This is a genomic window from Ruegeria sp. AO1 (genome assembly GCF_056535985.1).
Map to the genome: position 1 here is coordinate 1,592,896 of NZ_JBQFJC010000001.1, position 21,848 is coordinate 1,614,743.

Consider the following 21,848-nt stretch of genomic DNA (forward strand, 5'->3'; position numbering starts at 1 on the left):
CCTCGCGCTCCGGGATATTATTAGCCAGATGAATGAAGGATCCTTGTGCCTTATTCTCGGCTGCGTTTTTCAAATCTGGGCAGCATGGCTGAGAAGTCCTGGCCCAAACCACCTTCGGCTTCAACGAACTGCTGATAGAGCGCAGTTGCGGCTTGGCCCATCGGGGTGTCGGCATCGGCGCTTTCGGCAGCTTGTTGGCTGAGGCGCAGGTCTTTCAACATCAATTCGGCGGCGAAGCCTGGCTGATAGTCATTATCCGCAGGGCTGGTGGGGCCGACTCCGGGAGCGGGGCAATAGGCGTTCATGGTCCAGCTATAGCCGGAGGATGTGCTGACCACGTCGAACATCTTTTGCCGATCCAAGCCCAATTTGTCGGCCAAGGCGAAGGCTTCGCAGGTTGCGATCATGGTGACGCCGAGGATCATGTTGTTGCAGATTTTTGCCGCTTGTCCGGCACCTGCCTCACCGCAATGCACGGCTTTTTGACCCATAATGTCGAACAGAGGGGCGGCTTTGGCAAAGGCGTCGGATGATCCGCCAGCCATAAAGGTTAGGGTACCGGCCGAGGCCCCTCCGATCCCACCGGAGACTGGCGCGTCCACGGACAGAAGCTGGGCTGCGATGGCTTGTTCTGCCACGGCTCGGGCGCTGTCCACGTCGACGGTCGAACAGTCTATTAACACCGCGCCTTGTTGCATCGTCGGGATGATCTGGTTGGCGACTGCGCGCAGGATGTCGCCGTTCGGCAGCATGGTGATGACGGCATCGGCGCCTGAGACGGCCTCTGTCGCGGATTGCGCTTGCGTCACGCCATCAACGCTTAAACCCGCCGTGTCAAAACCTGTCACCTGATGCCCGGCTTTCGCAAGGTTGGCCGCCATCGGCGCGCCCATATTGCCCAAGCCAATAAAACCGATTTGCATCTCTTAATCCTCCTGAAAAGTCAGTGCGTTTGCGCCAAGCGGTTGCAGCATTTTCGAGACCGCGACAGTGGGTACTTTCATGTCCGGGTACTGCCAGCTGGGGCTGCGATCCCTATCTACGATCAGCGCGCGAATACCTTCTATGAGATCTCCGTGTTCCTGCGCGCGATAGGTGAAGCGATACTCCATATCCAATGCGCGATGCATGGTCAGGGAGGGGCCGCGCAGGCGGTGGATCATCTCAACCGTGCAGGCCATGGAAAGCGGGGAATGTTTACCCATCATGTCCAAATTTTTCGACGTAAAATCAGTATTCTCTGAGCGAAGGGTTATGAGGATATCCTCGAGTGTCTCGCCTGCAAAATACTGGTCGACTTCGGGTTGCATCTGCTGCAGTTTCCCGTCGGGTGCGGGTTGGGCGTGATCGGTGACAAGCTCGGCATTGCCCGACGCCTCTAGCAGTTCGATCAGGTCCGGCCACGTGGCCTGAGGGATGAAGTGATCGGCGAAACCGGCGTAAATGGCATCCGCTGGTCCCATCCGGAATGCTGTGAGGCCTAGATATTCGCCAAGCCGCCCAGTTGCCAGGGCCAACATCAACGAGCCACCGACATCCGGAACCAGCCCTATCGCGCATTCCGGCATCGAGATTTTCGACGTCTCTCCGACCACGCGATGGGTTCCGTGGCAGCCGATGCCGACTCCGCCGCCCATTGTGAAACCCTGTAGAAAGCTGATGACGGGTTTGGGGTACGCGAAGATCAGCGCATTCAGGCGGTATTCATCGCGCCAGAAGGTTTGCCCGTGTGAGAAATCCCCTGCGAGTCCGGTTTCATAGAGTTTGGCAATGTCGCCGCCTGCGCAAAAGGCTTTGTCGCCCTCGGCGTCGATGATGATCAGGTCGACCTCGTCGTCTTCGCGCCAGTTGCGCAGGGCGGTGTCGATGGCCATGCACATCTCATAGCTCAGGGCGTTCAAAGCCTTTGGGCGGGTCAGGGTGATGCGCCCGGCGCGACCGGTCGTGCGAATGTCGATGTCAGGCATGATCCCCTCAGGTTCCGGCCAGCAGGTGGCGCGCCACGATCACGCGCATGATTTCGTTTGTGCCTTCGAGTATCTGATGCACCCGTAGGTCGCGCACAAGCTTTTCGATGCCATAGTCGGCAAGATATCCGTAGCCGCCATGAAGCTGCAGGCATTGATCCACGACATTTGAGCCGGTCTCGGTTACGAATTTCTTCGCCATTGCGCAGAATTTCGACGCATCCGGCGCGCCTTGATCCAGTTTCCAGGCAGCCTGCCTCAGGAAGGTGCGCGCGGCCTGCAATTCGATCTCCATATCGGCAAGGCGGAATTGCAAGGCTTGAAATTGGTCGATGGATTGCCCAAACGCCTTACGCTCGGACATGTATTGCAGGGTCATGTCCAACCCGGCCTGCGCAGCCCCAAGCGAGCAGGAGGCGATGTTCAGACGCCCTCCATCAAGGCCCATCATGGCGTATTTGAAGCCGTCGCCTTCGGAACCGACCAAATTGCCCGCGGAGATGTTGCAATCGTCGAACTGGACCTGCGCGGTGGGTTGGCTTTTCCAGCCCATCTTCTGTTCCAGCGCTCCAAAGCTCAGACCCGGCGTGCCGTCTTCGACATAGACGGTCGAGATTCCTTTTGGACCTTCCGCGCCCGTGCGGACCATGCAGACATAGGCATCCGAGTATCCGCCACCAGAGATGAAGGCCTTGGTACCGTTCAGAGTGTAGCCCTCGTTCGTGCGCTCAGCCCGCGTCTTCAACGCGGCGGCGTCCGAGCCGGAGCCGGGTTCGGTCAGGCAATAGCTCAGCACTGTATTCAGGCTCAGTACATCGGGCATGACCCGTGATTTCAGCTCATCACTGGCGAAACTGTCCAGCATCTTGGCGCACATATTGTGGATCGACAGGAACGCCGCGACCGAGGGGCAGGCCATGGACAGCGCCTCGAACACGAGGGTTGCGTCGAGACGGCTGAGATCGGCTCCGCCGCTGTCTTCCGAGACGTAGAGCGCGCCAAAGCCAAGCTCTCCGATACGGGGCCAAAGCTCTTTGGGGATTGTGCCTTCGGCCTCCCACTGGTGGGCGAATGGGGCGATGTTGTCCTGCCCAAATCCATAGGCCATATCGAAAATGGCCGTTTGTTCCTCGGTCAGCCCGAAATCCATTGCGCACCCTCCCACAGGCAAAGAATTGAACGATTGTTTATTTCGCAATCGTTACAGAACTATTTCAGGATGAGCAATCCTGAGAGCTGTTTGAGTGTAGAGTTCGCTAAAGGTCCGCGTGAAACTCTTCGATCAGATGACGGACAACGGCTTGGCCTGGGTCTTCGCCCTTCGCGACAGCTTCGGCATGGACGCGCCGTTGGCGGGTGGCCGAGGTGCCTGTCTCGGCGATCTGACGCAGGCGGGCGAGTTCGGTCATGGTCCCCAACGCCTCAGCATCTTCAGCCAACATTCCCATGAGTTCGCCGATCAGCTCGGCCATGGGTTTGATCGACCGATCCCCAAAATCAATCAGCCCTTCGCCGACCCCATAGCGTTGCGCACGCCAGCGGTTTTCACCGATCAGGAAGCGGTCATATTGCCGCCAGCGCAGATTGCGGGCCTTCAGGCGACACAGCATACGGGTCAGGGCCTGCACGAGAGCGGCCAGAGATAAGGTGTGCTCAAGCCGCGGCTGGACGTCCATGATGCGCGTTTCCAGCGTCGGGAACCGATGAGAGGGGCGCAGATCCCACCAGATTTTCGAGGTGTCTTCGATCACGCCCAGCTCAACCAACACGCCGGTTGTGCGTTCGTACTCGCTCCAACTGTTGTAGACCGGCGGCAATCCCGTGCGCGGTAGGTTGTCGAACACGGTTAGGCGGTAGGAGGAAAGCCCTGTATCCTCCCCATTCCAGAATGGGGAGGATGCCGAAAGTGCCAGGAGATGCGGCAGGAAATAGCTAAGCTGCGGCATCAGGTCCGCCCGCAGGGCAGGGTCTTCGACCCCTACGTGCACATGCATCCCGCAAATCAGCATCCGCCGTGCAACGCCGCCCAAAGCGTGTTGCAGCGCATCGTAACGCTCTTTCCTCGTGTGGTGCTGTTTTTTCCAATCGGCGAAGGGGTGGCAGGACACAGCGATCGGGCTGAGGTTATACTCGGCGGCCCGCTTTGACACACAGGACCGCAGACGCCTGAGATCTTCGCGCGCGCTTTTGACCGTCGTGTGGGGGCGGGTGCCGACCTCGATCTGGCATTGCAGAAACTCGGGGCTGACCTGTCCTTCAAAATCCGCCTGGCAGGCCTCCATCAACGCGGCCGGGGCCTCAGCCAGATGCAGGCTGTCGCGGTCGACCAGCAGGTATTCTTCTTCAATGCCGATCGTGAAATCTTGTTGCATGGGCCTACCTGCCGTTTTTCAATGCAATCAGTGAATACTTAAATCAACGTTTTGCCAAGGGTTTGCCGTGGGGCGGCTTGCAGAGCGACCACAAGCAGCGCTAAGGAACGGACAGCAATGCGATAACGGAGCTGGCCTCGTGAAACCCAGAAAATTCCCACAGATCAACGCAGCCCTTGATGAGCTGGGGGTGAAGCTGGTCGACAAGGTGACCGAACAGGACGAACGTGCCCGGCTTGAGGCCTTCGAGCGGGCAGGCGGGCTGGAGCGCCCCGCTTACGCGCTGTCACCGGGTATGGAAGGTGTCGACATCGCAGAACTGGTCGCCGAATACGGCCAACACAAGGATGCGCTGGAGGCCCTCAAGGACCCGGCCCGGAACCAGACCGGTTACCGGCTGGGCAACGGCTATTATGACAGCCCCGATGCCGACGCTCTGTATCTGATGATCCGCAGGTTCAAACCGAAACGCGTGATCGAGGTCGGTTGCGGCAACTCAACTCGCGTGACGCGGCAAGCCATCCTTGACGGAGGGTTGGACACGCAGATCACAGCCATCGACCCGTTTCCGCGGGCGGATATCGCCCATGTGGTCGATACGTTCGAGCAAAAACGGCTTGAGGAGGTCGATCCGGCTCTGTTCGAACAGCTTGAGGCCGGGGACGTTCTGTTCATCGACTCCAGCCATGTTGTCAGGATGAGCAATGACGTCGCGCATCTGTTCTGCCGCATCATCCCGACGCTGAAACCGGGCGTTGTCATCCACGTGCATGACGTTTTTTTGCCCTACGAATATCCAAAGCGGTTCTTCTATGATTGCCCCGGTTGGGGTGAGCAGTACATGCTGCACGCTTTGCTGCAATCCGACGCGTTTTCAATGCTTTGGCCGGGCTACTACCTGCAACAGGACCGCCCCGATGCCTGCGCAGCGCTGCCGTTTCTGAACGATGGCCGGGCGCAGAGTATCTGGGTGCAGATCAAAAACCGGTAATCCCAAAGTGATCCGGCGCGAAGCATGCGCCGTACCCCTTTCCATAACAAGCTGGAGAGGAGAAGACAGCCATGTTTCGTCGCACATTGATGGGCGCTGCCGCCGCCGTTGCACTTGCCATGCCGATCAAGGCTCAGGCTGCTGACATCGTTGACACCGCCGTATCTGCGGGATCGTTCACCACACTGGTCGCAGCCGTTCAGGCTGCCGGTCTGGTCGACACTCTGAAGGGCAACGGCCCGTTCACCGTTTTTGCACCGACAGATGAGGCGTTTGCTGCTCTGCCCGAAGGCACGGTGGAAAGCCTGCTGCTGCCGGAAAACAAGGACAAACTGGTTGAGATTCTGACCTACCACGTTGTACCTGCCAAAGTGATGTCGGGTGATATCGCGGGCAAGCGCGCGAAGGTTCTGACCGTTCAGGGCGATCGCCTGAGCGTCAACGCTAAAAATGGCGTCCGCGTGAATGGCGCTGATGTGGTGCAGGCCGACATCGAAGCCAGCAATGGCGTTATCCATGTGGTCGATGAGGTTATTCTGCCCGAATAACCTTGGCGCCCCGCTAAACAAAAAGCCCCGGTCCTGATGGCCGGGGCTTTGCTGTTCCTGGGTTTTGAACCTCAGACCAAACGTACCTGCGTACCGATTTGGACCAGCGGGTACAGCTCTTCCACATGTTGGTTGTAAAGGCCTATACAGCCGGAGGAACTCTGCCGTCCGATCTTGCGGGTGTCGTGGGTTCCATGGACCAGATAAGCTGGCCAGCCCAGATACATCGCGCGCGTGCCTAGCGGGTTGCCGGGGTCACCACCCTCCATCCGCACGGGCAGAGACGGATCGCGTTCCCGCATTGAGGCGGTCGGTGTCCATGTCGGGTTTTCGGCCTTGCGGACGACCTTGGTGTAACCGCGCCTGGTCAGCTCTTCACTCATCGGAACCGAGCTGGGATACAGTTTATACGTCCCGTCCGGTCCCCAATAGTGAACCGCGCGGCTGGTGATGTCGGCCAACAGGCAGCCCGCACCCAACTGATCAAAATGGTCTTGCCAGTTCTGCTGCGAGAACGACGAGACATTTCGGCGTACCGGCAGTTGCGTGCTGATAGCGTCTTCGCTTTGCGGGAACGCATCGGAGCTTTGCGCGCGGACAAGGGCAGGGGTGGCCAGAACGGATGCAGCCCCCAAAAGGGCCGAACGGCGAGTCATGTTGAATTTGGGCAAGGCGACCTCCGGAGGTTCAATCTGCTCGAATATATAGTTGCGCCGAAAATATTTGCCAGCCTCGCCAATGGCTAGCCCATACGGCTTGAATTTATCGTGAGAATCCGGGTTTTGGAGGCTTTTGGCGGAACCCTGCCAATGAAAAACCCGGCCAGAGCGGCCGGGTTTGAACAGATTTGACTTTGGATCAGTCCATCGCTTTGAAGTTGAACTCGCCACCTTCCTTGATGCCCGACGGCCAGCGGGCCGTGACAGTCTTGGTGCGGGTGTAGAACTTGAAGCTGTCCGGGCCATGCTGGTTCAGGTCACCGAACATGGATTTCTTCCAGCCGCCAAAGGTGTGGTAGGCCAGCGGAACCGGGATCGGGACGTTGATGCCAACCATGCCGATGTTGATCCGGCTCGCGAAGTCACGTGCAGTGTCGCCATCGCGCGTGAAGATCGCGGTGCCGTTGCCGTATTCATGGTCCATCGCCAGACCGATTGCCTCTTCGTAGGAGCCCGCGCGAACGGTCGACAGAACCGGGCCGAAGATTTCCTGCTTGTAGATATCCATGTCAGGCGTCACGTGGTCGAACAGGTGCGGGCCGACGAAGAAACCGTCTTCATAGCCCTGCAGGCTGAAATCGCGGTTGTCGACGACCAGCTTCGCGCCTTGCTCAACGCCCGAGTTGATCAGGCCGAGGATGCGCTCTTTCGCAGCACCGGTCACAACGGGGCCCATGTCTACGTCGTCTCCGGCAGTGTAAGGGCCGACTTTCAGCTTTTCGACGCGCGGGATCAGCTTCTCGATCAAACGGTCCGCTGTTTCTTCGCCCACAGGAACGGCAACCGAGATCGCCATGCAGCGTTCGCCCGCCGCGCCGAAGCCTGCGCCGACCAGCGCGTCTGCGGCTTGGTCCAGATCCGCGTCGGGCATGACGATCATGTGGTTCTTGGCACCACCGAAACACTGCGCACGTTTCCCATTGGCCGTCGCGCGGCTGTAGATGTATTGCGCAATCGGGGTCGAGCCGACAAAGCTGACGCCCTGAATGATTTCGCTGTCGAGGATTGTGTCCACGGCCTCTTTGTCGCCATTGACGACCTGGAAGACGCCCTTGGGCAGACCGGCCTCCATGAACAGTTCGGCCAGCATCAACGGAACCGAGGGGTCACGCTCGGAAGGTTTCAGAACTACGGCGTTGCCGCAGGCCAGTGCCGGACCAACATGCCACAGCGGCATCATCGCCGGGAAGTTGAACGGCATGATCGAACCGACAACGCCCAGAGGCTGACGCATCGAGTACATGTCGATACCGGGACCTGCGCTGTCGGTGAATTCACCCTTCAGCATTTGTGGTGCGCCGATGCAATATTCGATCACCTCCAGACCACGTTGCAGGTCGCCCTTGGCGTCAGGGATGGTCTTGCCATGCTCACGGCTCAGCGCTTCGGCCAGCTTGTCCATGTCGCGGTTCATCAGGCCGACCATGGCCATCATGACGCGCGCGCGCTTCTGCGGGTTGGTCGCGCCCCATGCGGGTTGTGCGGCTGCGGCGGCCTCGATCGCGGCGGTGGTTTCGGCCGCACTTGCCATTGGGCATTTGTACTGAACTTCACCCGTTGCCGGATTGAAAACGTCATCAAAACGGCCCGAGGTTCCGGCCACGTTCTCGCCATTGATGAAATGAGTCAGATCTTGCATTGCAAACTCCTCCGATATGTTTGCGCGCAGAATAGGCTTGCAGAAATAACCTGAACAGAGGCAATGTCTCAAAAGAGCTTTGCAAAAATGCAAGAGGGGTGGGATGACGCCAAATTGGGATGATATGCGCGTTTTTCTCGCCGTCGCGCGTGAGGAAAGCCTGTCGTCGGCGGGGCGGATCCTCAAGATCGACCCCGCTACCGTTGGCCGGAGGATCGCACGGTTAGAGGGCAGCTTGGACGCGCAGCTTTTCACCAAGTCGCAACAAGGCTACATTCTGACAACCGCCGGGGAACGCCTGCTGGATCACGGCCTGCAAGCCGAAGAGGCGATGCGCGCTGCCGCTGGCGCAGTGGTTGGGTCGACCGAGTCGCTGAGTGGTCAGATTCGGATCGGTGCTCCGGACGGCTCAGCGAACTACCTGTTGCCTCAGGTCTGCGCGAAGATCAGCGATGCCAATCCAGATTTGGATATTCAGATCCTGGCGCTGCCGAGGATCATTAACTTGTCGCGGCGTGAGGCGGATATGGCTGTCACGGTCAGCTCTCCGACCGCAGGCAAACTGCTGGTGCAAAAGGTCAGCGACTATAAACTGCATCTGGTTGCAGCGCAGGACTATCTGGACCGGCACGCCCCGATCCAGACAGTCGAGGACCTGAAAGCCCACCGTTTGATCGGCTATATCCCGGATATGATCTTCGATCGCGAGTTGGACTACCTCAACGATCTGGGGATCGACCGGGTGGCGCTTGCATCGAACTCGGTACCTGTTCAGTTGCGTCAGGCGGCGCTTGGGGCGGGGATCTGCGTTGCGCATGACTTCACGCTTCCGTTTCATCCGAACCTGCGCAGGTTGTTGACCGATCAGGTCAGTCTGACCCGCAGTTTTCATTTGGTTCGGCATCAAGGCGATCAGCGAAACGAACGCCTCAACCGCTTTGCGCAGGCATTGACCCGTGGGATTCGCGACGAAGTTGCACGGCTTGAGGCGGAAGCCGGAACTTGACACACATGACCATTCCGGCAACGCTTTGGAAAACAGTACGTTATTGCCGGAGGTTTTTTTATGCTCGTTCAAGCCATTCTGACATCCAAAGCCACTGATGAGGTGGTGACCGTCGCTCCATCCGCGACTGTGTCCGAGGCGGCGAAGATACTGGCGGAAAGACGCATCGGTACAGTTGTTGTCTCAGAGGACGGAGGCAGCACGGCCGTCGGTATCCTGTCCGAACGCGACATCGTCCGAGAACTGGCGGCCAGCGGCAGCGGGTGCCTTAACCAATCGGTCGATAGCTATATGACCAAGGACCTGATCACGGCGACACGTCAGGAATCGGTCGAAGATATCCTGGCCCGCATGACCGAAGGCCGGTTCCGCCACATGCCGATTGTCGAGGATGGCAAGCTGGTCGGCATCGTCACCCTCGGGGACGTGGTCAAGGCGCAACTGACCGAGCTTGCGATGGAAAAAGACGCCCTGCAGGGCATGATCATGGGGCATTGAGGGGGCAGGGCAAAACGCCCTCTTGCGCCTGCAGCATGATTGTGTTTGCTGTCGCCGAGTTTTTTTGAACGCAGGAGAGCGTGATGCGGGTTGGCCTTTATCCCGGAACTTTTGACCCGATCACCTTGGGGCATATCGACATCATCCGTCGGGCCTCGGCGCTGGTAGACAAACTGGTGATCGGCGTGGCCATCAACCGTGACAAGGGGCCTCTGTTTTCACTGGAAGAACGCGTTGCCATGATTGAGGTGGAATGCGCGCATCTGTCGGAACAGACCGGAACCCAGATCGTGGCGCATCCGTTCGAGAACCTGCTGATCGACTGCGCGCGGGATGTGGGCGCGCAGGTTATCGTGCGTGGGCTGCGGGCCGTCGCGGATTTTGAGTATGAATTCCAGATGGTTGGCATGAACCGGGCTCTGGACGATTCCATCGAGACCGTGTTCCTGATGGCCGAAGCGCGGCATCAGGCCATTGCTTCGAAACTGGTGAAAGAGATCGCGCGATTAGGCGGGGACGTGTCGAAATTCGTCACGCCCCGCGTGAATGTGGCCCTTAAAGAGCGGTTAGGATAACGCGCCCATCGCGGCTGCTGTGTCCAGCATCCGGTTCGAGAAACCCCATTCGTTGTCATACCATGCCAGCACGCGCACCAGCGTGCCATCTGTGACCTTGGTCTCCGCCAGCGACACGGTCGAGCTATGGGCATCGTGGTTGAAATCGATCGAGATCAGCGGTCGATTTTCTGCGGCCAGCACGCCAGGGATTTTGGCGGCGGCCTCAACAAACAGGGCGTTGACCTCCTCCTCGGTCGTCGGGCGCGACACCTCGGCCACCAGATCAACCACCGAAACATTTGGGGTCGGCACGCGGATCGCCTGACCGGTCAGTTTGCCCGCCAGCTGAGGAAGAACCAGCCCCACGGCTGCAGCAGCACCAGTGGTTGTCGGAATCATCGACAGAGCTGCCGCGCGCGACAAGTAGGGGTCTTTACCTGCGGTGTCATGCACCGGCTGGCTTGCGGTATAGGCGTGAACGGTGGTCATGTTTCCATGCACGATCCCCAACCCGGCATCCAGCGCCGCAGCAACAGGCGACAGGCAGTTGGTTGTGCATGAGGCGTTAGACACGATCGTGTCCTCGGCGGTCAGTTCGGAATCGTTCACGCCAAACACGATCGTCTTGACGCCGCCGTCTCCACGGGCCGGGGCCGAGATCAGAACCTTCTTGGAGCCGTTCTTCAGGTGACGCTCAGCCGCTTCCCGGGTCCGGAATACGCCAGTGCATTCTAGCACGACATCGACATCCGACCAGTCCAACGCTTCGGGATCGCGTTCGCTCGTCAGTCGGATCGGACCCGCACCGACGTCGAGACCGGCCTCGGACAGTGTGACAGGTTTGGAGTAGCGGCCATGAACGCTGTCAAATTCGAACAGGTGGGCGTTCATTTCCGGCTTGGCTAGATCGTTGATCGCAACGATTTCTACGTCGGTCCGTCCCGACTCCATAACCGCGCGCAAAACGCCGCGTCCGATACGTCCAAATCCGTTAATGGCCAGTTTAAGTGTCATGTCCTGCTCCGTCAGAGTCTCTGCTCGAAATGAGTTAGCGCTAACAAAGCGAGATCGACGAGAAAGTCAAGTAAAACCTTGCTCAGCGCCAGAAGGCGAGCCAGTCGAGAAAGTCGTAAAGTTTCTTGCCGAGGAACAGAAAATGCTCGGTCCCAAACAGGGCATAGTCCAGCATGATTGCGCCAAGGATCAGCAGCGCCAGCCAGATGGCGATTTGATTTGTCATGAGGGCCCCGAACAAAAACGCCCGCTCAGATAACCTGAGCGGGCGAAGCTGTTCAAGCGATCATGGGGAAATCAGTTAAGGCGCCCCATGGCAACGGCGACATCGGCCATACGAACCGAGAAGCCCCATTCGTTGTCATACCACGCCAAAACGCGGACCATGCGGTTGTCGACCACGCGGGTCTGGTCAGGAGCAAAGATCGAGCTTTCCTCGGTATGGTTGAAATCGGTCGAGACCAGCGGCGCGAGCTCATAGCCCAGGACGCGCTGCATCGGGCCTTTTGCGGCCTCTTCAACGATTGCGTTGACCTCTTCGACGGTCACATCGCGCGAAGCGCGGAAGCTCAGGTCTACGGCCGAAACATTCGGAGTAGGGACGCGGATCGCCGAGCCGTCCAGACGGCCTTTCAAGTTGGGCAGAACCTCGCCCAAGGCAGCAGCTGCACCGGTCGAGGTCGGGATCATTGACATCGCCGCCGCGCGAGCGCGGTACAGGTCGCTGTGGCGACGGTCCAGTGTTGGCTGGTCGCCGGTATAGGCGTGGATGGTGGTCATGATACCGTGTTCGATGCCAACACCTTCGTCCAGAACCTTGGCAAGCGGAGCAAGGCAGTTGGTGGTGCAGGAGCCGTTCGAGACCATGTTGTCATTCGCGGTCAGGGTGTTGTGGTTCACGCCGAACACGATGGTCTTGTCGACATTCTTGCCGGGGGCCGACAGCAGAACCTTTCGCGCGCCGCGATCCAAGTGGGTTTTTGCCTTGGTGCCGTCGTTGAACTTGCCGGTGCATTCCAAAACGACGTCGCAGCCTTCCCAATCCAGTTCGTTCATGTCGTAGGTCGAGAACATCTGCATCGGGCCTCGGCCCAGATCCATGGTGTCGCCTTCAATCGATACTTCGCGCGGGAAACGGCCGTGAATGCTGTCATACTTCAGCAGATGCGCCGATGTTTCGAGCGGGCCGGTGGCGTTGACTTTGATCACTTCGATGTCGTTGCGGCCCGAGGCGGCAATGTGCGACAGGGTACAGCGGCCAATGCGGCCAAAACCATTGATACCGACCTTGATGGTCATGTGACGTCTCCAAATGCGCTTGCGTTTGAGGCCATATAGCCTTGAAACTGGAATCTCAAAAGGGCAAAAGCGGTATATTTTTAAGGTGTTAGCGCAAACCTGGACAGATTGCGCTAACGCTTGCGCTAGCTGTTGGATCGGGTAGGGTCCGGTTGCGGCAGGTGACAGGAAAGGACACGCGATGAGCGGACTGTTGGCCCTTTTGGATGATGTGGCGGGGATTGCCAAGGTGGCTGCGGCCTCGGTGGATGATGTAGTGGCAGCCGCAGGCAAGGCGGGGGCCAAAACGGCCGGGGTGATTATCGACGACGCTGCGGTTACGCCGAAATACGTACAGGGCTTCGCGCCCGCGCGTGAGTTGCCGATCATTTGGCGCATTGCCCGTGGGTCGGTTTTCAACAAACTCATTCTGCTACTACCAGTCGCCTTGTTGCTTGCGAATTTTGCGCCGTGGCTGATCACACCTTTGCTGATGCTGGGTGGGTCATATCTGTGTTTTGAAGGGGCCGAGAAAATTTTCCATGTTCTGTTCCCGCATGGTAGCCACGCCATCGAAAAGGACATGGATGTGCGTGATCCGGGCCATCTTGAAGAACAGAAGGTCAAGGGCGCAATCAAGACGGATTTCATCCTGTCGGCTGAGATCATGACCATTGCGCTGGCCGCGATTGAGGCCCCGAATGTGTGGATGCAAGCGGCGACTTTGGCCGTTGTCGGGCTTGGGGTGACTGTGGCCGTTTATGGCTCGGTCGCCTTGATCGTGAAGATGGACGATGTCGGGCTGTATCTGGCCGGAAACGCTCCGACGCCGGTGGGCCGAGGTCTGGGGCGCGGATTGGTCAAGGCCATGCCCACGGTGATGAAAACCCTGTCGATCGTCGGAACGGCGGCCATGCTGTGGGTGGGCGGGTCCATCGTCATCCACGGGATGGAGGTTCTGGGCTTTGGCTGGCTTGGGCATCATATCCATGACTGGGCTTATGCGGTTGGTCATTCGGTCTCGGCGCAATGGGAGGCCGCGGCGGAGTGGATCGCCAAGGCGACGATGGACGGCATCTTTGGTCTGGCCTGGGGGATGGTCTTGATCCCCCTGGCAACCAAAGTCATTGGGCCCGTGATGGGAGCATTTTCAGGTTCTTCCAAAGAACACTAGGCGATGACGTCAGGTCCTACTGGCTTCTCTCTGCGGTCAGATTATCCTCGACATGACAATAGTTAAGTGGAATTCCCATGTCCGAGCCATCCCTGTTCGATGTCCTCAGCGCCGCTAAGGCGCAAGACGATTGCCTCAGCTACCCAATACCGCAGAACTGGAAGCAAGGCCGCACAACATTCGGTGGGTTTTCGTCAGCCTTAATGTTGTCAACGGTTTACAATCGGCACGCCGATCTACCGCCCCTTAGATCGGCGCTGGTCAATTTCACGGCGCCGATTAGCGATCCGCCGCAAGTCAGAACGGAAATCTTGCGCGAGGGGCGCAATGTAACGACCATCAACGCTCTTGCCGAAATCGGTGGCAGTGTTGCGGCGCAAGCGACATTTTCCTTTGGCCGCGCGCAAGACAGCCATGTCGCGTTCGACTGCCCGGCCAAGCCCGCAGATTCGCCCGAGATGACGGAGTATTATTTCTCTCCAGATTTGCCACGACCGCCGATACCTTTCCTTACAAACTTTGACGTCAGAAAGGTCGAGGGTGAATTGCCTTTCATGGGGGCAGATCGCGGGTATCTGCGCCTTTGGGCCCGACACAACGATCCTCGGATGTGGAATAGGACGGAGGGGTTGATTTCAATCGCTGACCTGCCACCGCCAGCTATCTACCCCACGCTAAAGAAACCCGGGCCAAATTCGTCAATGAACTGGATTTTCAACGTGTTGTCCGAGGATTTTCAAACACGCGACGGTTGGTTTTTACTGGAGCATCAACTGACTGCAGGCCGCGATGGCTATAGTTCGCAGGTCATGCGCGTTTGGAACACAGAAGGCGATTTGATCGTGGAGGGAATGCAGTCTGTGATCATCTTTGTCTAAGAAAAAAGCCCCGGTGTGGACCGGGGCTTTTCATTTTGTGGCAGGATGTTTTAGCCCAGCAATTCTTTGACCTTGGCAACGGTGGCCTCGGCGGTGATGCCGAAATGCTTGTACAGCTCGCCAGCCGGGGCAGAGGCACCAAAGCTCGACATGCCGATGAAACCTGCCTTGGCTTCACGACCACGCTCACCCAGCAACCAGCGATCCCAACCACCGGCGCGCACGGCCGCTTCGATTCCTATGCGGACAGCACCGGCGGGCAGAACGCGTTTGCGGTAGGCTTCGTCTTGTTCGGCGAACAGTTCCATGCACGGCATGGAGACGACGCGGGTGCCGATGCCTTCGGCTTCAAGCATCGCTTTAGCTTCCATCGCCAGCGAAACCTCAGAGCCCGTGGCGATCAGGATCGCCTGACGCTTGCTCTCGGCTTCCGCCAGAACGTAGGCGCCCTGAGCGGTCAGGTTCTTGGCTTTGTGATCCTTACGAACGGTCGGTACGCCCTGACGGGTCAGCGACAGGACCGAGGGGCTGTCCTTGAAGGTCAGCGCCAGTTCCCAGGCTTCGGCGGTTTCAACGGTGTCAGCGGGGCGGAACACATAGGTGTTCGGAGTCGCGCGGCTGATCGCAAGATGCTCGACCGGCTGGTGGGTCGGGCCGTCTTCACCCAGACCGATCGAGTCATGGGTCATCACGAAAACCGACGGGATTTTCATCAGCGCCGCCAGACGCATGGACGGGCGCGCATAGTCGGTGAAGGCCATGAAGGTGCCACCATAGGGACGGATGCCACCGTGCAGCGCCATGCCGTTCATCGCCGCGGCCATGCCGTGTTCGCGGATACCATAGTGGATGTAGCGACCCTTGCGGTTTTCCGGCAGGAACACACCCATATCAGCCGATTTGGTATTGTTCGAACCGGTCAAGTCGGCCGAGCCGCCAACGGTCTCTGTCATGATCGGGTTCACAACGTTCAGAACCTTTTCGGAAGAGGCGCGGGTGGCCAGCTTGGGCTGATCTTCCGACATCTGTTTCTTGAATGAACGGATCGCACCGGCCAGTTTCTTTGGCGCTTCAAACGCATAGGCGCGGTTGAACTCGGCCTGTTTACGCTCCGAAATTTGCGCGAAACGCTCTTCCCATTCCGCGCGCTCGGCGGCGCCACGGGCACCGATGGCTTCCCAAGCGGATTTCACGTTGGCAGGGATTTCGAACGCGTCATGCGGCCAGCCATAGCCTTCTTTGGCGGCTTTCAGCTGCTCCTGATCTGTCAGCGCGCCATGACCTTTCGAGGTGTCTTGTGCGGCGTGACCCAGAGCGATGTGGCTTTTGCAGGCAATCATCGAAGGCTTTTTCGACTTTTTCGCCTGCGTGATCGCCGCGTCGATGGCTTGCGGATCATGGCCGTCGATCTCGATAACATGCCAGCCAGAGGCGGCAAAACGGCGCACCTGGTCAGTGCGATCGGCAATGTCCACAGTTCCGTCGATGGTGATGTTGTTATCGTCCCAGAAGACGATCAGCTTGCCCAGCTCATGACGACCGGCCAGAGTGATCGCTTCTTGGCTGACGCCTTCCATCAGGCAGCCGTCGCCTGCGATCACGTAGGTGTAGTGATCAACGATCTTCTTGCCGTAATGCGCGCGCTGGATCTCCTCGGCCATGGCAAAGCCCACAGCGTTTGAGATGCCCTGACCCAGAGGACCAGTTGTTGTTTCAATTCCGTCGACCAGGAAGTTCTCCGGGTGACCCGCAGTTTTCGCGCCCAGTTGACGGAAGCTCTTGATCTCGTCCAGCGTCACATCCGCGTGGCCGGTGAGATAAAGCAGCGAATAGATCAGCATCGAGCCGTGGCCCGCCGACAAAATGAACCGGTCGCGGTCGGGCCAGTTCGGGGCCGAGGCGTCGAATTTCAGGTGCTTTTCGAACAGGACGGTCGCAACATCGGCCATGCCCATTGGCATACCGGAATGGCCGGAATTGGCGGCAGCGACGGCGTCAAGGGTCAGGGTGCGGATGGCCGCAGCTTTGTCCCAGTGTTCGGGGTTTGCATTGCGCAGCGCAGTCAGGTCCACGGGCGTTGTTCCTTTGGGTTTGAAGCAGATTGCGCGCTCAATAGCATTCAGCCCTCAAAGTGCAAGCAGAACCGGGCGAAACAAGGTCGCACCGGTTGAAGAGAGCTGTCCAAGCCTTTGAAACCAAACAGTGGGTATTTTCCGTCACATTCCGTTAGACTGGGGCCAAGCGGGACCGATTCTTGATTCGGACGGTTCGGCAACAGAATGAACCTTGGTTAAGAGGTGACAGGGGCATGAGCCAGATTGAAGAGTTACAGCAACGCATTCTCGCCGCGATGGAGCGTATTGGCACAGGCGTGACCGCACTGCAAAACGCGCCAGCGGGCGATGCAGATGAAGGGTTGCAAGCGGCGCTGGACGATGAACGTGTTGCCAACGCACAGCTGCAAGAGCGCCTGACTTCGTTAAAGGAACGCCACGAGCAGGAAGTTGACGGTATGCGCGCCGATATGGAGGCGCTGCGTGCTGCTCCAGAGCCTACGGCCGATGTCGACGCGCTGCGGGCTGAGTTGGCCGAAGCTGCGACCAAGCTTTCAGCGGTCGAGGCTGCGCGGGCGGAACTGGCTGAGGCGAAGGCGGCACTGGAAAACACAGAAGAACTGGACGCTCTGAAAGCCGAAAACGCGCAATTGCGTGCCGATCTGGAAGGTCACGAAGACCCGGCCGCGCTGCGGGCCGAGATTGAAGAGATGAGGGCTGCTATTTTGCGGGCTGGAGACATCGAGGCCGAAAATAGCCGTTTGCGGGCCGAATTGGCCGATAGCGAAAGGGTGGCCGAGCTGAACGCGGAGCTGGAGATGCTGAGGGCTGAGCGTGCAAGCCACGGGGCTGCCATGTCACGTCTTGATGACGACCTGCAGAGAATGCGGCAGGCAAATGAACAACTCCGCAACTCGGTTGATGCCCTGCGCGCTGCGGCGCAAGAGGGGGTTCAGGATGCAGAGCTATTGAATCAGGCGACTGTGGCGGAGTTGGAAGCAACGCGAGCGGCCCAAGCGACCGATGCGGCCGAGGCTCGGGCCGTTCTAGCGCGCCTTGAGCCTCTGCTATCGCAGGCGAAACTGGCAGAAGGTGAGGTTGAGTAATGCCCGAAGTGACCATTCATATCGGCGGGCGCGGGTTTGACGTGTCTTGTCAGGACGGGGAAGAAAGTTTTCTGCAGGCCGCCGCGAAAATGCTGGATGACGAAGCGCAGGTGCTTTCGGATCAGATTGGGCGTATGCCCGAATCCCGCATGTTGTTGATGGCCGGTCTAATGTTGGCGGATAAAACAGCCGCGACTGATGACAAAGTCAAAGCGCTTGAGGCGAAGCTGGCCGAAACCGAGGCCGAGCTTCAAACGCTACGCAGCGCGCCGGCACCTGAACCCGAACGGATCGAAGTCGCTGTCGTGCCGCCTTCGGTCACGGATACACTGGCCGAACTGGCCGCACGGGCAGAAGCCCTGGCATCAGATATCGAGGACAAAGCAAAATGAAACGAGCATGCGGCTTGATCTGCGGGGCCGTGGCCCTTGTATGTGCATCCAAGGCAATTGCCGAGATCGACATACTGACGGTGACGTTCAACTGCGAGAACGGTATTCCGTTGCCAGTGACCTATTTCAACGCATCGGACGGCTCGGGCGCCGCGGCAACGATGGTCGACAATTCTTTGGTAGCGATGCGTCAGGTCGAGGGCGGCTCGGGCATTCGGTACGAATCGGTGGATACGAACGGAACCTATATCCTGCGGTCAAAAGGGTGGAATGCCACAGTAAGCTTCCTGGCGACAAACGCCGCCAGTGAGCAGGTCATTTTTCAGGATTGTTCCAGCCGTTAAGGCCGGATCAGGCGTTGGCCTCACGGATTTTGTCGGCTGCGTCCTTGTTGTAGCCGACACCATTTTCGTCAAACAACGTGTCCAATTCACCCGACAGGGTCATTTCAGTGATGATATCGCAACCACCGACAAATTCGCCTTTGACATAAAGCTGCGGCACTGTCGGCCAGTCCGAATAGTCCTTGATACCCTGACGGACTGCTTCGTCGGCCAGAACATTCACATCGGCATAGTCCACGCCCATGTAGTTCAGCACACCTGCCACACGGGATGAGAAACCGCACTGAGGCATCTCTTTGGTGCCTTTCATATACAGCACCACGTCATTGGCTTTGACGGTTTCGTCGATCTGGGTCTTCACGTCGGTCATTTCGCGTTTCCTTTGCTCTTCGGCATCATAGCTTTGGCGTAATCTTGCGTATCCTTGGGGATATGGGTCTCTGCCGAGCTAATTGTAGCGTCATGTGATTGATAGGAGGAATATAGGAGGTGTTATCCCTGTCCGGGCGGCGATCCACGCCTCGTCTTGCGCCCAGTCTTTGATTTGTTCCGCGCCAACAGAGTGATGAGCAGAACAAAGACGGAAACCGCAATTGAGATTACAATCGCATGTTCCATCCTACTCCGGCACTTTGGTGGTCAGCGCCAGCGCGTGCAGGTCACCGTCCGGGCCGTCCATTTTGCCTTTCAGGGCCGCATAAACAGCGCGCTGTTGCTGGACGCGGTTCTTGCCGCGAAAGCTCTCGTCCACGACCATGGCGGACATGTGAACGCCATCGCTGCCGCCAACCTGAATTTCCGCGTTGGGAAAGCTCTCGCGCAGCAGGGTTTCAATCTCGTGGGCGCTCATTGGCATCTAGGCTTACTCCTGAAGGTCTTTCCCAAGATGTAGAGCGATGGGAAGGCGCGTGCAAGATGTGGAAGGTCTTTCAGATATGCAAATCCCGCACCGATCAGGGCGCGGGACTATTCCTTTGCAGAACCAGAAGCGAGGTCAGGCGACCGCGGTGGCAAAGCTCTGGCGGAAAACCTCAGTCAATTCGGCCAGAGGGGCCTCGGAATTGCCAATCTTCACGCTATCGCCGGTGAAACGGCCAACCGAGGTCAATGGGACGCCGGCCTGACCTGCGGCAATCATCAGTGCTTCGGCCTGATCAAAGTTGCAGGCGACCAGATATCGGGCCTGATCTTCGCCGAACAGAACCTCGGTCGAGGCATCGTCGAGGTGAACGCCGACGCCCGCTGCTTCGGCCAGTTCAAACGCGGCAAGCGCCAGGCCGCCGTCGCTTAGGTCGGTACAGGCCTTGATCATCTCGCGGTTGGCGCGGATGAAGTCGCCGTTACGTTTCTCGGCCTCAAGATCCACATGGGGTGCGTCGCCTTCTTCACGGTTGAACACCTCTGCCAGAAGGGCGGATTGGCCCAGATGGCCTTTGGTTTCACCGATCACAAGGGCCACGTGGCCTTCGCGCACCTCGTTTCCGATGATCTCATCAGTGTGGTTGAGCAGGCCAACAGCGCCAATGGTCGGGGTGGGCAGGATCGCCTGACCGTCGGTCTCGTTATAGAGCGAGACGTTGCCGGACACGATGGGCACATCCAGCGCGCCAACGGCGGCTCCGATGCCTTGGATTGCGCCGACGAACTGGCCCATGATCTCGGGCTTTTCGGGGTTGCCGAAATTCAAGTTGTCGGTTGTGGCCAGCGGCTTGGCCCCGACAGCGGTCAGGTTACGATAAGCCTCGGCCACCGCTTGCTTGCCGCCTTCGATCGGGTTGGCGCGGACATAGCGCGGTGTCACGTCTGAAGTGAAGGCAAGTACCTTATCGGTGCCGTGAACACGCACCATACCGGCACCCAGACCCGGCGTACGGGCGCTGTCAGCCATGACCATGGTATCATACTGCTCATAAACCCACTGCTTGCCCGCATAGTTGGGCGAAGAGAGCAGGGCGCGCAGACCGTCAATCGGGTCGATCTGCGGCACGTCGGCCAATTCCGCAGCCTCGGGCGTCGCAACCCATGGGCGGTCATATTCCGGCGCGGTCGACGAGAGTTTCGACAGGACCAGATCAGCCTTCACCTCACCATTGTGCATAATCAGGAAACGGTCTTCGGCGATGGTTTCGCCGACGATGGCAAAGTCGAGATCCCACTTTTCAAATACGGCGCGGGCTTCGGCCTCAAGCTCGGGCTTCAGAACCATCAGCATGCGTTCCTGAGACTCAGACAGCATCATCTCGTAGGCTGTCATATTCTCTTCGCGCTGCGGTACGTTTTCAAGGTCCAGACGGACACCCAGACCACCTTTGTCGCCCATCTCAACGGCTGAGCAGGTAAGGCCTGCCGCGCCCATGTCCTGGATCGAAATCACGGCGCCGGTTTTCATCAGCTCCAGCGTGGCCTCCATTAGGCGCTTTTCGGTGAAGGGGTCGCCGACCTGAACGGTGGGGCGTTTCTCTTCGATGGTATCGTCGAATTCGGCCGAGGCCATGGTCGCACCGCCCACGCCGTCACGTCCTGTTTTGGCACCGAGGTAAACGACGGGCATGCCGACGCCAGAGGCCGCCGAGTAGAAGATTTTGTCGCTGTCCGCCAAACCTGCGGCAAAGGCGTTCACAAGGCAGTTGCCGTTATAGGCCGGGTGGAAGCGGACCTCGCCACCGACGCAGGGCACGCCGAAGCAGTTGCCGTAGCCGCCGATACCTTCGACCACGCCGTTGACCAACTGGCGGGTCTTGTGGTGGCCGGGCTCACCAAAGGACAGGGCGTTCATCGAGGCGATCGGGCGCGCGCCCATGGTGAAGACGTCGCGCAGAATGCCGCCAACGCCGGTTGCCGCACCCTGATAGGGTTCGATGTAAGACGGGTGGTTGTGGCTTTCCATCTTGAAAACAACGGCTTGCCCGTCGCCGATATCGACCACGCCCGCATTCTCACCCGGGCCGCAGATCACCTGAGGTCCGGATGTAGGCAGGGTGCGCAGCCATTTCTTGGAGGATTTATAAGAGCAATGCTCGTTCCACATGGCCGAAAAAATGCCAAGCTCGGTGAAACTCGGCTCACGCCCGATGATCTCGAGGATCATGTCGTATTCCTCGGGCTTCAACCCGTGGGCGGCAATCAGATCAGGTGTGATGGCTGGCTCTTGCATCCTGTTTCGGTCCCCGAGATGGCAATGTTTGGCGCCTTTTAGGGGAAGGGACCGCCGGGGGGAAGAGAAAAGGCACTTTCCGCGCGCTGTCCTGTTGCAAACCGGACAAAGGTGCAAATTGTGCGGATCGTACAGAGCCTCAAATGAGGTACCGGCA

Annotated in this window: 23 protein-coding genes; 10 read left to right on the forward strand and 13 right to left on the reverse strand. The window is 58.7% G+C overall.

Translation table 11 applies throughout. The annotated features are described in order from the left end of the window. Positions 1-50 precede the first annotated feature (50 nt). The 4 genes from mmsB to ACR3FB_RS07855 form a co-directional block, all read right to left on the reverse strand. Positions 51-923: a 3-hydroxyisobutyrate dehydrogenase gene (mmsB, locus tag ACR3FB_RS07840; RefSeq protein ID WP_480564907.1), complete on the reverse strand. Its 873-nt coding sequence runs from the start codon at positions 921-923 to the stop codon at positions 51-53. A gap of 3 nt (positions 924-926) precedes the next feature. Next, positions 927-1,967, reverse strand: coding sequence for an enoyl-CoA hydratase/isomerase family protein (locus tag ACR3FB_RS07845; RefSeq protein WP_480564904.1), 1,041 nt, complete (start codon positions 1,965-1,967; stop codon positions 927-929). A gap of 7 nt (positions 1,968-1,974) precedes the next feature. After that, positions 1,975-3,117: an acyl-CoA dehydrogenase family protein gene (locus ACR3FB_RS07850; RefSeq protein WP_480564901.1), complete on the reverse strand. Its 1,143-nt coding sequence runs from the start codon at positions 3,115-3,117 to the stop codon at positions 1,975-1,977. Positions 3,118-3,223: 106 nt separating this feature from the next. Then, positions 3,224-4,339, reverse strand: a complete 1,116-nt coding sequence (locus ACR3FB_RS07855) for a carboxylate-amine ligase (protein WP_170675973.1) — start codon at positions 4,337-4,339, stop codon at positions 3,224-3,226. 139 nt (positions 4,340-4,478) lie between these two features. On the opposite strand from ACR3FB_RS07855, the gene ACR3FB_RS07860 reads away from it, so the two are divergent. Both ACR3FB_RS07860 and ACR3FB_RS07865 read left to right on the forward strand, forming a co-directional pair. Further along, positions 4,479-5,330 (forward strand): class I SAM-dependent methyltransferase, encoded by an 852-nt coding sequence (locus ACR3FB_RS07860; protein WP_480564898.1) that lies wholly within the window; start codon positions 4,479-4,481, stop codon positions 5,328-5,330. Between the two features lie 71 nt (positions 5,331-5,401). Continuing rightward, the gene (locus tag ACR3FB_RS07865; RefSeq protein WP_170373597.1) at positions 5,402-5,878 is read left to right on the forward strand and encodes a fasciclin domain-containing protein; all 477 of its coding nucleotides are present in this window, start codon (positions 5,402-5,404) and stop codon (positions 5,876-5,878) included. Between the two features lie 71 nt (positions 5,879-5,949). On the opposite strand, the gene ACR3FB_RS07870 is transcribed toward ACR3FB_RS07865, so the two are convergent. Together ACR3FB_RS07870 and ACR3FB_RS07875 are read right to left on the reverse strand one after the other, a co-directional pair. After that, on the reverse strand, positions 5,950-6,534 hold the full coding sequence (locus ACR3FB_RS07870; RefSeq protein ID WP_170638791.1) for a L,D-transpeptidase: 585 nt from the start codon (positions 6,532-6,534) through the stop codon (positions 5,950-5,952). A 202-nt stretch (positions 6,535-6,736) separates the two neighbouring features. Then, complete coding sequence (locus ACR3FB_RS07875) at positions 6,737-8,236, reverse strand: CoA-acylating methylmalonate-semialdehyde dehydrogenase (RefSeq protein ID WP_480564895.1); 1,500 nt, start codon at positions 8,234-8,236, stop codon at positions 6,737-6,739. Positions 8,237-8,339: 103 nt separating this feature from the next. Between ACR3FB_RS07875 and ACR3FB_RS07880 the strand changes: the two genes are divergently transcribed. From ACR3FB_RS07880 to coaD, 3 genes are all read left to right on the forward strand, one after another. After that, entirely contained in the window at positions 8,340-9,242 is a 903-nt protein-coding gene (locus tag ACR3FB_RS07880; RefSeq protein WP_170373599.1) for a LysR family transcriptional regulator, read from the forward strand. A 60-nt stretch (positions 9,243-9,302) separates the two neighbouring features. Continuing rightward, entirely contained in the window at positions 9,303-9,740 is a 438-nt protein-coding gene (locus ACR3FB_RS07885) for a CBS domain-containing protein (protein ID WP_170659465.1), read from the forward strand. A gap of 83 nt (positions 9,741-9,823) precedes the next feature. Beyond that, positions 9,824-10,315, forward strand: a complete 492-nt coding sequence (gene coaD, locus ACR3FB_RS07890; RefSeq protein WP_480564892.1) for a pantetheine-phosphate adenylyltransferase — start codon at positions 9,824-9,826, stop codon at positions 10,313-10,315. Here the strand turns inward: coaD and gap (ACR3FB_RS07895) are convergent. The 3 genes from gap (ACR3FB_RS07895) to gap (ACR3FB_RS07905) all read right to left on the reverse strand — a co-directional run bounded on the left by gap (ACR3FB_RS07895) (position 10,307) and on the right by gap (ACR3FB_RS07905) (position 12,610). After that, the gene (gene gap / locus ACR3FB_RS07895) at positions 10,307-11,311 is read right to left on the reverse strand and encodes a type I glyceraldehyde-3-phosphate dehydrogenase (protein ID WP_170675977.1); all 1,005 of its coding nucleotides are present in this window, start codon (positions 11,309-11,311) and stop codon (positions 10,307-10,309) included. The two genes, coaD and gap (ACR3FB_RS07895), sit on opposite strands and share 9 nt — an antisense overlap. An 82-nt stretch (positions 11,312-11,393) precedes the next feature. Then, a complete protein-coding gene (locus ACR3FB_RS07900; protein ID WP_170458101.1) occupies positions 11,394-11,537 on the reverse strand; it encodes a hypothetical protein in 144 nt (47 codons plus the stop codon). A gap of 71 nt (positions 11,538-11,608) precedes the next feature. Continuing rightward, a complete protein-coding gene (gap, locus tag ACR3FB_RS07905) occupies positions 11,609-12,610 on the reverse strand; it encodes a type I glyceraldehyde-3-phosphate dehydrogenase (protein WP_480564889.1) in 1,002 nt (333 codons plus the stop codon). 181 nt (positions 12,611-12,791) lie between these two features. Between gap (ACR3FB_RS07905) and ACR3FB_RS07910 the strand changes: the two genes are divergently transcribed. Continuing rightward, positions 12,792-13,763 (forward strand): DUF808 domain-containing protein, encoded by a 972-nt coding sequence (locus ACR3FB_RS07910; RefSeq protein ID WP_170373605.1) that lies wholly within the window; start codon positions 12,792-12,794, stop codon positions 13,761-13,763. A gap of 77 nt (positions 13,764-13,840) precedes the next feature. Further along, positions 13,841-14,641, forward strand: coding sequence for an acyl-CoA thioesterase (locus tag ACR3FB_RS07915; protein ID WP_480564886.1), 801 nt, complete (start codon positions 13,841-13,843; stop codon positions 14,639-14,641). 50 nt (positions 14,642-14,691) lie between these two features. Here the strand turns inward: ACR3FB_RS07915 and tkt are convergent, their stop codons facing one another. Then, complete coding sequence (tkt, locus tag ACR3FB_RS07920) at positions 14,692-16,713, reverse strand: transketolase (RefSeq protein ID WP_480564884.1); 2,022 nt, start codon at positions 16,711-16,713, stop codon at positions 14,692-14,694. A 236-nt stretch (positions 16,714-16,949) separates the two neighbouring features. Between tkt and ACR3FB_RS07925 the strand changes: the two genes are divergently transcribed. From ACR3FB_RS07925 to ACR3FB_RS07935, 3 genes are read left to right on the forward strand one after another with little or no spacing between them, the layout of a single operon-like run. Further along, complete coding sequence (locus ACR3FB_RS07925) at positions 16,950-17,801, forward strand: hypothetical protein (RefSeq protein WP_480564882.1); 852 nt, start codon at positions 16,950-16,952, stop codon at positions 17,799-17,801. After that, positions 17,801-18,193 (forward strand): cell division protein ZapA, encoded by a 393-nt coding sequence (locus tag ACR3FB_RS07930; RefSeq protein ID WP_425082715.1) that lies wholly within the window; start codon positions 17,801-17,803, stop codon positions 18,191-18,193. Before ACR3FB_RS07925 ends, ACR3FB_RS07930 begins: the two co-directional genes overlap by 1 nt. Then, positions 18,190-18,537 carry an MliC family protein gene (locus ACR3FB_RS07935; RefSeq protein WP_480564879.1) on the forward strand — a complete coding sequence of 116 codons (348 nt, stop codon included), beginning with the start codon at positions 18,190-18,192 and terminating at the stop codon, positions 18,535-18,537. The genes ACR3FB_RS07930 and ACR3FB_RS07935 overlap by 4 nt, the downstream gene beginning before the upstream one ends. A gap of 7 nt (positions 18,538-18,544) precedes the next feature. Here the strand turns inward: ACR3FB_RS07935 and grxD are convergent, their stop codons facing one another. From grxD to purL, 3 genes are all read right to left on the reverse strand, one after another. Further along, on the reverse strand, positions 18,545-18,907 hold the full coding sequence (gene grxD / locus ACR3FB_RS07940; protein WP_170458109.1) for a Grx4 family monothiol glutaredoxin: 363 nt from the start codon (positions 18,905-18,907) through the stop codon (positions 18,545-18,547). A 249-nt stretch (positions 18,908-19,156) separates the two neighbouring features. Beyond that, positions 19,157-19,393: a BolA/IbaG family iron-sulfur metabolism protein gene (locus ACR3FB_RS07945; protein WP_170373612.1), complete on the reverse strand. Its 237-nt coding sequence runs from the start codon at positions 19,391-19,393 to the stop codon at positions 19,157-19,159. Between the two features lie 138 nt (positions 19,394-19,531). Beyond that, positions 19,532-21,691, reverse strand: a complete 2,160-nt coding sequence (gene purL / locus ACR3FB_RS07950; RefSeq protein ID WP_480564876.1) for a phosphoribosylformylglycinamidine synthase subunit PurL — start codon at positions 21,689-21,691, stop codon at positions 19,532-19,534. Positions 21,692-21,848: the final 157 nt, after the last annotated feature.